The sequence below is a fragment of the Nitrospirota bacterium genome, from assembly GCA_040752355.1.
Taxonomy (GTDB): Bacteria; Nitrospirota; Thermodesulfovibrionia; order Thermodesulfovibrionales; family Dissulfurispiraceae; genus JBFMCP01.
The window spans coordinates 129,089-140,964 of record JBFMHE010000008.1 but is presented as its reverse complement, the minus strand read 5'-3'; the positions used below and the strand labels follow the sequence as shown (position 1 = coordinate 140,964).

General features: G+C 60.9%; 12 protein-coding genes. All 12 read right to left on the bottom strand.

Going from position 1 to position 11,876, the window contains the following annotated elements; all coding sequences use genetic code 11:
* A partial coding sequence (locus AB1805_07930; protein MEW5745347.1) for an ATP-binding cassette domain-containing protein occupies window positions 1–323 on the bottom strand: 323 nt, incomplete at its 3' end.
* Between the two features lie 2 nt (window positions 324–325).
* Window positions 326–1,198: an ABC transporter permease gene (locus AB1805_07925; GenBank protein ID MEW5745346.1), complete on the bottom strand. Its 873-nt coding sequence runs from the start codon at window positions 1,196–1,198 to the stop codon at window positions 326–328.
* Window positions 1,199–1,245: 47 nt separating this feature from the next.
* On the bottom strand, window positions 1,246–2,067 hold the full coding sequence (locus tag AB1805_07920; protein MEW5745345.1) for a sulfotransferase domain-containing protein: 822 nt from the start codon (window positions 2,065–2,067) through the stop codon (window positions 1,246–1,248).
* A 23-nt stretch (window positions 2,068–2,090) separates the two neighbouring features.
* Complete coding sequence (locus AB1805_07915) at window positions 2,091–3,410, bottom strand: SAF domain-containing protein (protein MEW5745344.1); 1,320 nt, start codon at window positions 3,408–3,410, stop codon at window positions 2,091–2,093.
* A gap of 38 nt (window positions 3,411–3,448) precedes the next feature.
* Complete coding sequence (gene rfbC, locus AB1805_07910; GenBank protein MEW5745343.1) at window positions 3,449–4,033, bottom strand: dTDP-4-dehydrorhamnose 3,5-epimerase; 585 nt, start codon at window positions 4,031–4,033, stop codon at window positions 3,449–3,451.
* Window positions 4,030–5,130: an NAD-dependent epimerase/dehydratase family protein gene (locus tag AB1805_07905; protein MEW5745342.1), complete on the bottom strand. Its 1,101-nt coding sequence runs from the start codon at window positions 5,128–5,130 to the stop codon at window positions 4,030–4,032. Before AB1805_07905 ends, rfbC begins: the two co-directional genes overlap by 4 nt.
* 354 nt (window positions 5,131–5,484) lie before the next feature.
* Window positions 5,485–6,573, bottom strand: coding sequence for an NAD(P)/FAD-dependent oxidoreductase (locus AB1805_07900; GenBank protein ID MEW5745341.1), 1,089 nt, complete (start codon window positions 6,571–6,573; stop codon window positions 5,485–5,487).
* 22 nt (window positions 6,574–6,595) lie between these two features.
* Window positions 6,596–7,369 carry a glucose-1-phosphate cytidylyltransferase gene (gene rfbF / locus AB1805_07895; protein MEW5745340.1) on the bottom strand — a complete coding sequence of 258 codons (774 nt, stop codon included), beginning with the start codon at window positions 7,367–7,369 and terminating at the stop codon, window positions 6,596–6,598.
* Between the two features lie 242 nt (window positions 7,370–7,611).
* On the bottom strand, window positions 7,612–8,121 hold the full coding sequence (locus AB1805_07890) for a UpxY family transcription antiterminator (protein ID MEW5745339.1): 510 nt from the start codon (window positions 8,119–8,121) through the stop codon (window positions 7,612–7,614).
* Between the two features lie 61 nt (window positions 8,122–8,182).
* Window positions 8,183–9,361 carry an XrtA/PEP-CTERM system-associated ATPase gene (locus AB1805_07885; protein ID MEW5745338.1) on the bottom strand — a complete coding sequence of 393 codons (1,179 nt, stop codon included), beginning with the start codon at window positions 9,359–9,361 and terminating at the stop codon, window positions 8,183–8,185.
* Between the two features lie 4 nt (window positions 9,362–9,365).
* On the bottom strand, window positions 9,366–10,220 hold the full coding sequence (locus tag AB1805_07880; protein ID MEW5745337.1) for an XrtA-associated tyrosine autokinase: 855 nt from the start codon (window positions 10,218–10,220) through the stop codon (window positions 9,366–9,368).
* Between the two features lie 15 nt (window positions 10,221–10,235).
* Window positions 10,236–11,870, bottom strand: a complete 1,635-nt coding sequence (locus AB1805_07875) for an XrtA system polysaccharide chain length determinant (GenBank protein MEW5745336.1) — start codon at window positions 11,868–11,870, stop codon at window positions 10,236–10,238.
* Between the last annotated feature and the right edge of the window lie 6 nt (window positions 11,871–11,876).

Below are 11,876 nucleotides of genomic sequence, written 5' to 3'. Positions count from 1 at the left end.
CCCCGTATCTCGGCGCAGCCCTCGGTGGGGTCCACGATGCGCGACAGTATCTTCAAAAGCGTGCTCTTGCCCGCACCGTTCCTCCCGATGATCCCCACCACCTCCCCCCGCTTCACCTCGAACGAGACGTCCTTGAGTGCCCATATGCTCTCGACCTGTTCGGCGCCCCCGAGCCCCTGGCCGCGCAGCACGCTCTTTGCCCTCCGGAGCGGACCGGTAACAACGCTGATGAGCGTCTCCTGCAGCGTCAGGTACGTGTCCTGTTTCTTGCCGATCTGGTACTGCTTGCCGAGACCCTCGACGCGAACCGCTATATCGTTCATGGTCACACCACATCCGCAAAGGTTTTTTCGAAACGGCGGAAATAAAAGGCGCCGGTTACCAGGAGCGTCAGCGTCACCGCTGAAGAGACGGCGATCATAGGGCCCGGAGCGGTGTTCGTTCCGAGGAGGGCCCACCGGAAGCCCTCGACCACGCCGACCATCGGGTTGATACCATAGAGCGTACGCCAGGGCTCTGAGAGAAGGCTGCTCGAATACGCAATCGGTGTCGCGTAAAACCAGAGCTGCGAAAGGAAAGGTATAATATACATTATATCACGGAATTGGACGTTCATGGCAGCGAGCCAGAGCGATACGCCGAGCGAGGTCGCGAACGCGAGCGCGAGCAGGAAGGGGAGCCACACGACATTGATCGTGGGCGTCATGCCGTAATAGAAGATCATGCCGATCAGTACGAGAAACGCGAGGACGAAGTCGGCTACCCCCGACAGGAGCGCCGAGATCGGTATCGCCAGGCGGGGGAAGTAGACTTTCTTCACCAGGTTCGAGTTGCTCACCAGGCTGCCTGATGCCCGGCTCAGTCCGTTTGCAAAAAAGGTCCAGGGCACGAGTGCGGCAAAGCTGAAGAGCGGATAGGGAATGCCGTCGGAGGGGACCTTCACCAGCCGCCCGAAGACGATGCTGAAGACCGCCATGGTGAACAGCGGCTGGATGACGGCCCACGCCGCCCCCAGCACCGTCTGCTTGTAGCGCACTTTTATTTCGCGCCAGACCAGGAAGTAGAGCAGCTCGCGATAGTTCCACACCTCCTTGAGCCTGAGCTCGACCCAGCCCTGGGAGGGCTCGATCCGTATAATCGGGGGAATTCCCGGTTCACCTGCGGGGAGCACGTGATCACTCGTACTGCTTACGGTCATGCGGGTATCTCTCCTGTCGTTGATTGCGTCATTATTGGTGAATGTCCTCAGCGATCCCAGCCGAGGCCGATGCCGAGATACGAGGACAGCCGCTCGTTGTGCGGTCTGAAGTACTCGACCAGCCTCTCTCTCACGCGGGGTTCCAGTTTCGTCTCGTAGCTTCCTTTATTATGGCGCTCGAACCGCTCGGGGGCCCATGCCGGAAGTCCGAGAAACGCTACCACCCGTCTCACCGCCGAAGCGGGATCCGCATTGAAATCCTCTGTCCTCATGATGAGGGTGCGCTCCTTCGGAAACAGCGTCTGCAGCACCCTCACCTGATCGGCATACATGCCGGTGCGCAGGTATCCGTAAAAGGCGATTTCCAGATTGTAGTAATCGTCCTCCTCGAGCATTCTCTTCCATGCGCTGCCGATCCGCTCCTCCTCGCGCCCGATCGCCTCTTCGAAGGGAAGCGTTTCCATCCGGATCCTCAGGGTGTGCTGGTAATGAGAGTAGGCCCGGTCGACGGGGTTCCTGAGCATCAGCAGCACCTTCACCTCCGGGAGCGTCCGCTGTATTCTCCTCAGAGAGTGCGGCTTTATGATATAGCCGGTGCTCGCCTCGCCGGTAAGGAACGGTTCTCCCCGGAGATGCGTCGCGAGCAGCTTCTTCAGCCGCGACGGGAACTGGGCCCGGTACCACCCGATCCCCTTCGCATAGTACCGGTCGAAATAGCCGACCTCCTTTACCGATGTAGGGTAGATGCAGGGGTGCTGGACGAGATAATGGTACAGCGACGTGGTGCCGCACTTCTGTGCGCCGACGATAATGAAGTCGGGCAACGCGCCCGTGTACTCCTTGATGCGGGAGCGCAGGGTTCCTGTCATGCTCCGCGATTCCTCTCCCCGGACTACGCTGCGGCGTGCGGGCGGCAGGCGCGGGTGAAATAGCGGTCCTGCTCGGCGCGAAGGCGGTCGCTCAGCCTGTTTGCGGGGAGCTCCACATCGTCGTATGTGAGCACCCGGTCCCGCGGCAGGTCGCGCTTCAGGGTGCATCCCTGCGCAAGCCCCATGGGCAGCAGGCGCTGCGCGTTCGCGACATCCGCATTCTCGCAGAGTCCGTAAGTCATGTAGTGTCCGATACCGTCGAGGACTTCTCCTGCCGCAAGGTCTTTCTTCGCGGCGGCGACCACCTCCACGAAGGGGGCGCCGAGGGGAGCGATCGCGGCATCGCCGAACAGGACGGCCCGGGCGGCGGTCATAGGCACTTCGAAATGGCAGAGGTGATAGGGCGTATAAAAGCAGTAGAACGGACCGGCGCCAAGCTTGTACAGATTGAGGTAGTGCTTCTGCGCAGGATGGTCGTGCGTGCCGAGCACGAATACGCCGGGGCTCGGCGTCGCGCCTACGACATAATCAACGATGCCGCTGCCGCCGAGGAGAGCGTCCGCCGGGTACCACGCCGCTGCCTGATCGATGGGCGTGCCTGCCGCGACCGCAGGACCGAACATGCCGCGCCGGGCGACCCGCATGCCGGTGGCGTTCGCCACGATCGCCTGCTCGAACGAGATCTTCGTGCCGTCGGCGAAGGAAGTGACCATGTGCGGTTTCTGCTTCCACTGCTCCGCAAAGGACTTCTGGGTGGTCGGGTTGCGGTAAGGATCGTGGAGCCCCTTGATGTTGCCGCAGAGCGCCGGCGTCACCCCGATTCCCTTCACAAAACGGTAGAGGTTCATGATAACGCCCGGCTGGTCGCCGTCCGCATTGGTGATGACCACGCCCGCTTTATCCGCATAGACCTTGAGTATCGGGCCGATGGTGCCGTCCAGCTCCGCGTTCATCATGACGACATGCTTGCGGTGCTCGATCGCCTCGAGCACCACGCGGGCCCCGAACTCGACATCCCCCGTCGCTTCGATGATCGCATCGATACCTTCGGCACGGCAGAGCAGCAGCGCATCGTCGGTAATCGCCGGGCGCTTGCGCGCGATCGCCTCTTCCAGCCCCGCCACCGTCTCGACCGTTTCGATCCCGGTGATTCCCGCCTCTGCATAGGCCCGGCCCGCTCCGTCGAGGCGGCGGTTTGCGATCGCCACGAGCCGCATCCCCTTAACGCTGTTGATAATCTGGAGCGCAATACCGCGCCCCATGAATCCGGCCCCGACCAGCGCTACCGTAAGGGGAGCGCCTTCGTGCTCGCGCTTTTCGAGCGCCCTATCGACGATTATCATTGATCTCCTCCCGATTATGAGGTGGTGGTGTTCAGACCTTACGGCAGCGCGGCAACGGCAGTCTCTGGTTTCGATGCGCCCAGGTGCCACTCCGGGGTGAAGTCCGGCCAGCTCCGGTCCTTATCCGATATGGTGCGCTCCGCGGCTTCCGGCCACCGGATGCCGAAGAGGGGATCGTTCCACCGGATTCCCCGCTCCGCCTCGGGCGAGTAGAACTGCGACACGTGGTAGAACACCTCGACGTTATCGGTGAGGGTCTGGAAGCCGTGCGCGAACCCCCGCGGCACATACAGCATGGTATGGTTCTCCTCGGTCAGCTCTGCGCCGATCCACTGCTTGTAGGTCGGCGAGGCGGGCCTGAGGTCGATGATCACGTCGAAGAGAGCGCCCTTCGTGCAGCGCACGAGCTTGGTCTCTTCGTACGGCGGGAGCTGGTAATGCATGCCGCGCAGGGTGCCTTTCTTCCTGCTGAACGAGAGGTTGCTCTGCACCACGGCAGCGACGAGGCCGTGCGCCTCGAACTCGTTCCTGCACCAGGCGCGCGCGAACATGCCCCGCTCGTCGGCCCTCTTTTCGGGCTCGATAATGAATGCCCCCTTGAGCGCCGTCTCTTTGAAGATCATGCCGCCACCCCTTTCGTCACCCCGGCGCTCTTGCGTGTCGAGATGTCTCGCCCGTCTGTCCACTCGAGACGTTCCGTCAAAAAACCGCTTTCGCGGAGGTGCTGGAGCACCTTCAGCCGCATGAAGTGTGAGTTGCGGAAATTGCTGTTGCTGAAATGCATCGCCTCGAGGCCGTCCTTCAGCTCCCTGATCGTGGTGATGAGATCGACCTGCGGCTGATACTCCGGGGCGAGCTTCCTGAACAGATCGAAGCTGACCCGGTACGAGCGTTTGTCCGGCGGGGCGTCGGGGTTGATCGATACCTCGGTGCCCGGAATGACCGCTGCGACCGCTTCCGCCAATTCCCTGACCTGGTAGTTCCACTCGTTGCTGCCCACGTTGACCGCCAGGAACCGCCCTCCGTTGTCCCTCTTCCTGCCTGCCGCCCAGTCGATTGCACGGGCCATATCTTTTATGTTGATCAGGGGCCGCCAGGGCGTCCCGTCGCTGAGTATGCTGATCTTTTTGGATATCACCGCGCCGGCGACGAAGTCGTTGAGCACCAGGTCGAGCCGCAGCCGCTCGCTCATGCCGCACGCAGTAGAAAACCGGAGGCTGGTGACGGTGAAGCGGTCATCGGCGATCTGCTCCAGCTCTTGTTCGGTGAGGACCTTCGACCGGGCGTACGCGGTCAGGGGGTTGAGCGGCGACTGCTCGTCTCGAGGGCTGTCGTCGGCAGCGCCGTACATGCTGCAGCTCGAGGCGTACACAAAGGAGGACGCTCCCGCCGCCTTTGCCGCCTTCGCCAGCGCGACACTCGCCCGGTAGTTGATCTCGTGGGTGACCTCCTCGAAGGTATTTCCCATGGGATCGTTGGATATGGCGGCAAGGTGTACCACGACATCGATACCGTCCAGCAGCTCTTTCCGGAGTTTTCTTACATCCCCGAAAAACTGCACATCGACCTTGCATTCGGGAAAGATCGCGGCATTGGTGAGACAATGCGCAAAGTACCCCGTATCGAGGCCGATCAGGGTCGCCCCGGGATGCGACGCACGGAGCCGCTCCACGACCGAAGGGCCGATATACCCCATGTTGCCGGTGATCAAAATGTTCATTATCCGGTTCTCCTTTTCTATGGATATATATACTGAGAGTCTCTAACGAAATAAAGGAGCTTGGAGTCGGGCGAGGCATAGTACATGAGCGGCATGGGCAGCCCAAGCGAAACCCCGCCCCAAAAAGACACCGTCTTTTTGGGGACCCCATAGAGATACAGAGGGCTCCCGGAAAGTCGTAGACTTTTCGGGAATACCGGGAGCGGGTCGGTACGACTCGATTCCGGGCTGCCCCGCCTCGGAGGTCGCATCGACCGAGAATCGGGACCCCCGAAGATGGAAGGTCTTCGGGGTGGCAGTTGAGACGAATGTACTATGCCTGTCCGACTCCCCCTCCTCATTCCGTTAAACACTCTAAATGATCGACTTGACGTAGCGGGCTATGGCCGGCGCCGCGGTGAGTCCCGGAGACTCTATGCCGACGAGATTGATGAATCCCGGGAGGTCCTCGCTGATGACGAAATCGCGGAAGGTGTCGCCCTGCGCCTGCAGTTTCGGCCGTATGCCCGCCATATCGGGCATGATGTCCTCTCTCCGGATAAAGGGGAGGAAGCGGACCGCCGATTCGTAGAAGAGATCGGCCTTGCTCTTATCGACCCGGTAATCCTCGATACGCCCTATATACTCGGTGTCCGGCCCCAGCTTCATCCTCCCTGTCAGGTCGAGGGTGAGATGCACGCCGAGTCCCACGTGGTCCTTTTCGGGAACCGGATAGACCAGGCGCTGCACCATGCCGCTCTTGGCATTATTTATGCTAAAGTAGTTTCCCTTGCAGTAATGGAGCGTGTACTCTTTCCCGACCATCGCGGCGATCGCATCGGAATGGAGCCCCGCTGCATTGATGACCCGTTCGCTGTCGAAGTCGAAGTACTCGCCTTCGCGGTTGACGGTGCTCAGCCGGTATCCGCCGTCTACCGGCTCGATGCCGACGACCTCTGTCCCGCAGACGACCTCCGCGCCGTTTGTCCTCGCCTGGCGCAGGTAGTAGTCCATCAAGCCGTGGACGCTGAGGATGCCCGTCTCCGGCGAGTAGAGCGCCCCGCATGCCCGTATATGGGGTTCCATTGCCGCGACCTGTTTCCCGCCGAGCAGGGCTACCGACGAAACCCCGTTGCGCACCGCGTTCTGCCCCAGGGCCTCGACCGTCTCCATCTCCTCATCCGACAGGGCGATGACCAGCTTCCCGGTCTTTCTGAAAGGGATCCGGTGCTCTGCGCAGATCGCGTAGAGCATCTCGCGCCCCTCGATACAGAGCCTGCCCTTCAGGGAACCGGAAGGATAGTAGAGCCCGGCATGGATCACCTCGCTGTTCCGGGAGCTGACCCCCCTGCCGTGCGTCTCGTTCTTCTCGATGAGGTAGAGGTTGGTCCCGTGGTCCGCCAGCTCGGCGGCAATGGCGAGACCGATAACGCCGGCTCCGATGATCGTTATATCGGCATCCATAAAACCTCCATAGCGCATCCTCCTACCATAGTTTCCAGGGAGGGTTCCCGCTGTTCCAGAGCTCTTCGAGATAGGCCTTGTCCCGCAGGGTGTCCATGGACTGCCAGAATCCGCTGTGCTTGTACGCCGCGAGCTTTCCGTCCCGGGCCAGGTCCCGGAGCGGCTCCTGCTCCCATACGGTGGCATCGTCCCGGATATAGTCGAAGACCGCCGGCTCGAGGACAAAAAAACCGCCGTTGATCCACGCCCCGTCGCCGTCCGGCTTCTCCTTGAAGCTCGTAATCATGCTTTCGCCGGCCTTGAGGCTGATCGCGCCGAAGCGGCCCGGAGGCTGCACTGCTGTCAGGGTCGCCAGTGCGTTCCGCTGCCGGTGAAACGCGACGAGCTCCGGGATAGGGACATTGCTCACGCCGTCGCCGTAGGTGAAGCAGAAGGTCTCGCTGCCGACGTAGTCCCTGACCCTCTTGAGACGACCTCCGGTCATCGTCTTTTCGCCGGTATCGATGAGGGTGACCTTCCAGGTCTCGGCGCCGTTCTGGTGCACCGAGACCTTGTGGTGCTCCATATCGAAGGTGAGATCGGACATATGGAGCGCATAGTCGGAAAAGTACTGCTTGATCATATGTCCCTTGTAGCCGCAGCAGATGACGAAGTCCCTTATTCCCGCGGCGTAATAGATCTTCATGATGTGCCAGAGCATCGGCCTTCCCCCGATCTCGACCATCGGCTTGGGTCGGGCGACGGTCTCTTCCGAGAGCCGCGTCCCGAGACCTCCTGCAAGTATGACCGCTTTCATAATAACCCTCCCCTATCTCTTACTTCTTACTTATCTTTTCTCAATGCTCCGCCTCCTCAGTCACAAAAGCGGCTGAGAAGGCTGATGCGCTGTATGAGGATATGCGGCCCCTGAGCACACGGCATGCAGTGCGCCAGGAAAGGAATCGCTGCTCCTGCCCCGCACGACTGCCGAAGCGAAGAGCCTGACGACCGGCGTCGTCCCTTATGGATGAGCTGTTCTTGCCGTTCCCGCGTTCTGTGCTATGCGGCCTCGACCTCATCGGCGCCGATGGCGACACCGATGCTTCTGCCGAGCAGTTCTACATTGACCACGAACGAATAGGAGGTCTCCTTCCTGCTCAGGACACCCTCCGCCCCTTTCAGCAGACCCCGCTTTACGCGCACCCTCATCCCTTCCTTGAGATGCGGATAGATATCCAGGCGCTCTCCGCTCCCTATAAGGAGCTGGAGCGAGCGGATCTCTTCGTCAGGCACCGGCGTAGGACAGCCCGGCTTCGCGGCGAGGAGCGACACCGCTCCCCGCGTCTTCAGCACGCTCAGGAACGCTTCGGGCCGGGGGGCGACCCGCACGAAGCAGTACCCCGGGAAGAGAGGAAAGGCGACCAGCTTCTTCCTGTCCTTCCATTGGCTGAGCTTCTGCGCCGAGGGCAGGTAGGTATCGATCCCCTTCCGCTGCAGCTCGCCCTCGGTCATGAACTCGTGCCGCGACTTCACGTACAGGGCGTACCACAGGGGCTGCGTTTCCGTCATGTCGTTCTCTTCCTTTCTGATTGCCGGCCTGATTGCCGGAGCGGATGGCCTGTCCATTGCGCTAAAACAGATCGGCGAAGCGCCTGAAGAAGCTCTTCTTGGCCCGCCTGATCTCCCGGGGGCCTGCGGCGAGGCCGCCGTTTTTTCTGCTCCCGTACTCCTCGAACTGACGCCTCAGCTCGGCGAGCGTCCCGTCCGTCTTCTTCATATGCTCCTTGAGAAACCGCTCGTAGAGGTCGAGCCGCTTCCCGGCATCGCCCGAAATCGCGGGATTCATCTTTGCCGTATCCTTTTCGAGGGCGTCGATACGGAGGTTCAGGGCGCTGAGCAGCTGCCTGATCTCGTCATAGTACTTCTGCTCCTCCTCGCCGAACGCGCGCGGCGCCTGCTCTCCGGCAACCGCCTTGATGGCATGCTCGAACTCCCAGTACTTGTTCTCGAGCTCGAGGTCGCCGATCACGTCGGTCACCATCTCGGCGCTGAGCTCCCTCGTCTCCTCCACAAAGGCCGAGAGCAGCAGGAAGTCGCAGATGATATTCATCAGCCGCGGAATGCCCCTGCTGTACTGGTAAATGCTGTCGAGGGCGGTTTCGGAAAAGTTGACCGCCTCCTTGTTCCCCGCTATCTCGAGGCGGTGAAAGATATACTCCTCGGCCTCGGCCCTCGTCAGGGGATAGATATGGCAGCTGATGTTGATCCGCTGGCGGAACTGCTGCAGCTCCGGCAGCGACAGGACCCTCCGCAGCTCCGGCTGCCCCGAGAGGATGATCTGGAGGAGCTTGGCGCTGTCCGTTTCGAGGTTCGAGAGCATGCGCACCTCTTCGAGCAGCTCGACGCTGAGGTTCTGGGCCTCGTCGATGATCAGCACCGAATGGTACCCCTTCGCATACTGACCGATGAGGAAATCGAACAGGTCCTTGAGCAGCTGCACCTTGTCCTTTCCCTTGACCGGAAGGCCGAAGTCGTCGTTGATCATCGCGATCAGCTGCTCCGAGGTCACCTTCGTGTTGAACACCTTCGACACCGTGACGCGGCCGTCCAGTTTCTTGAGCAGGTCGCGCAGGATCGTCGTCTTCCCGGACCCCACCTCTCCCGTAAGGAGGATGAACCCGGCCTTTTCCTTGATGCCGTAGTCGAGATAGGTCATGGCCCGCCGGTGCGCCTTGCTCAGGTAGATGAAGTCCGGGTTGGGCACCAGCTCGAACGGCTTGGTCCTGAAGTTGAAGAAGCTCTCGTACATGGCGCTAGGTGCGGGCGACGTTTTCAGGCAACGGTTTATACCCGCCGTAGTAGTGTCCTGAATGGTAACGGCTGTTCAGGTCTATGACGCCCGCGTCGTTGTAGACGACCCCGAAGATCTTGCTGAGCTTGAGGATGTCGAGGGCGTTGCCGATATGCTGGAGCGACGCCGCGCCCTCCTTCACCACGAAGATGACGCCGTCGACGAGGGTGCTGATCGCATGGGTCTCGGCAAAGGCGAGCACCGGCGGCGTGTCGATGATGATGTAGCGGTCGGCATACCGGTGCTTCATCTCCGAAACGAACTCCCGCATGCGGTCCGACGAAAGGAGCTCGACCGGGTTCTTGACCGGCTTGCCCGCCGGAAGCAGCGTGAGCTTCCCTATGCCGGTCTTGATGAGCGCATCGCCCATATCGACCTCATCGAGAAGGCAGTCGGAAAGCCCGACCTCGGGCGCGATGCCGAAATACGTATGCAGGGAGGGCTTCCGCAGGTCCGCATCGATGAGGAGCACCGTGTGGTCGTATTCCTGGGCGAGCGTTATCGCGAAATTCATGGCCGTAACGCTCTTGCCCTCCCATCCCAGGGAGCTCGTGATCATAATCGTGTTCCGGAACCCGCCGAGCTTGGTGAGCTTCACTACCATGGACTTCAGCTTCCGGTATTCCTCGGTTATGGGAGAGGCCGGGTCGCTGAGCGTGATGATGTAGGGGTTCTCGACCGCCAGGGTCTGCACGTCGAATACGCGCTCCCTCGTGAGCGCCGGTCTCGCTGCCGGCGCCTTTTCGGGCGGCGCATCGGCGGCTTTGCCGTCCCTCAGTTTTACCGCTTTTTCCAGGGCCTTCTCTATTCTGCTCATGCGCGCTCTCCTCTGTTAGAAGATATTTTTGAAGAGGTCCTTCAGGCTGACGAGCCGTCCCGGCAGGTGGACGACGTTACTGATGAAATCATCGATATAGGTCAAGCCGAAGAGCTCCAGGGCGAAGACCGCCAGGATGCAGGCGAGGTACGCTCCCGTGAATTTGTAGAGGAACACATCCCGCTTCCTCTTCTCGGCGAGCTCGTCAGCGTTCTGGATGCTCGGGATCACGGCGAGCACCGGCAGCTCGAGGGTCTTCAGCGCGTCGACGGATTTGATCGAGCGGTCCGCGTAATCGAGGAGCACCACGGCCCCGAACCCGCCCGCGAGGCCGGCGAGGATGCCGAAGAGAATGATCTTGACCCGATTGGGGCTCACCGGCTTCAGCGGCATCATGGCGGGATCGATGACCCTGAACGTCGACGCCCTGTCCTGGACCTCCATCTGCTTCGAGACCTCCGACTGGCCGAGCCGCGCGATGAGCTGTTCGTAGATATGCTTATTGGTGGCCCGCTGCATTTCGAGGTCGGAGAGCGTCTTTTTCTCGACCGGCATGCTTTTCAGATACGATTTTTTCGACTCCATGAGGCGGCGTATCTGCTCCTCCTTTGCGCTCAGCGAGGCAAGCTCGAGCCCGGTCTTCGAGAGCTCCTCCCTGAGCTGCTGGTAGAGCGGGTTGAGCATCGTGATATCCGAATCCTCCGGGCTCCCTTCAGCCGCGATAGGCGCTGCGATGGCGGCCGGCGCAGCCGCCCCTCCTCCGTACTGTCCCTTCAGCGCCTCGATCTCGGACTTCACCCGGAGCACCTCGGGATAGCTGGGGGTATAGATCATCAGCAGGTCGGTCAGGCGCTTCTGGAGGGCGAGCAGCCGGTCGTCGATGCTCCCGCCCCCTCTGCCGAGACCGAGCATCCCGGCGCTGTAGGGACGCTCCTCCTTCATCTGCTTGAGGATCATGGTGCGGCGCCCCTCGAGCTCCCGTTTCTTTATCTTGAGCTCGTCGAGCGCGACCTCCGCGTCCTTGAGCTCCTCGACCATCTTCCGGTCGTCGAGGGCGACGAAGATGCCCTTTTCCTTCCTGAAAGCGATGATCTCGGCGTCGGACTGGTCGAGCTTCTCCTTGAAGAACCTGATCTGTTCGGCAAGGAACCTGTTGGCGCCGTACGCCTCTTCGCGGTTTTCGGACATGTTCTCCTCCACATACCGCCGCACGAGGGCGTTCACGTAATCCCTGGCGAGACGGGGGTCACCGGACTTGTACGAAATGATGAACAGGTCGTTCTTGTCCTTCATCCGGATATCGGTATTCTTCTGGAAATCCGCGACCAGTTTCTCGGTCTCCGACTGGCTGTCGCGGGCGAGGCCGAGGTCGTTGATGACCTTCACCAGCAGGCTCCTGCTGCTCATGGTGTAGGCGAGATACTTGATCCGCTCCTCCATGGACGGCGTAATGGCGATGCCCTTCACGAGATTGTTGATGACATTCCGCTCGATGAAGACCGTGCTCTTCGCTTCGTACTCTTTCGGCAGCAGATAGCTGACCAGGACGACGACGGTCATGACCGTAAGCGCCACCCCGATGAAGAGGCGCTTCTTTTTATCGATGAGGTGGAGGTACTTCTTGATATCCAGGCCTGTCTGCTCCATCATGCCCTC

Excerpts from the sequence above, each read along its gene's own strand:
- AB1805_07885 (MEW5745338.1), bottom strand. The coding sequence starts at position 9,361 with ATGTACGAGAGCTTCTTCAACTTCAGGACCAAGCCGTTCGAGCTGGTG.
- rfbF (MEW5745340.1), bottom strand. The coding sequence starts at position 7,369 with ATGAAAGCGGTCATACTTGCAGGAGGTCTCGGGACGCGGCTCTCGGAA.
- AB1805_07880 (MEW5745337.1), bottom strand. The coding sequence starts at position 10,220 with ATGAGCAGAATAGAGAAGGCCCTGGAAAAAGCGGTAAAACTGAGGGAC.
- AB1805_07875 (MEW5745336.1), bottom strand. The coding sequence starts at position 11,870 with ATGATGGAGCAGACAGGCCTGGATATCAAGAAGTACCTCCACCTCATC.
- AB1805_07915 (MEW5745344.1), bottom strand. The coding sequence starts at position 3,410 with ATGATAATCGTCGATAGGGCGCTCGAAAAGCGCGAGCACGAAGGCGCT.
- rfbC (MEW5745343.1), bottom strand. The coding sequence starts at position 4,033 with ATGATCTTCAAAGAGACGGCGCTCAAGGGGGCATTCATTATCGAGCCC.
- AB1805_07890 (MEW5745339.1), bottom strand. The coding sequence starts at position 8,121 with ATGACGGAAACGCAGCCCCTGTGGTACGCCCTGTACGTGAAGTCGCGG.
- AB1805_07900 (MEW5745341.1), bottom strand. The coding sequence starts at position 6,573 with ATGGATGCCGATATAACGATCATCGGAGCCGGCGTTATCGGTCTCGCC.
- AB1805_07920 (MEW5745345.1), bottom strand. The coding sequence starts at position 2,067 with ATGACAGGAACCCTGCGCTCCCGCATCAAGGAGTACACGGGCGCGTTG.
- AB1805_07905 (MEW5745342.1), bottom strand. The coding sequence starts at position 5,130 with ATGAACATTTTGATCACCGGCAACATGGGGTATATCGGCCCTTCGGTC.
- AB1805_07925 (MEW5745346.1), bottom strand. The coding sequence starts at position 1,198 with ATGACCGTAAGCAGTACGAGTGATCACGTGCTCCCCGCAGGTGAACCG.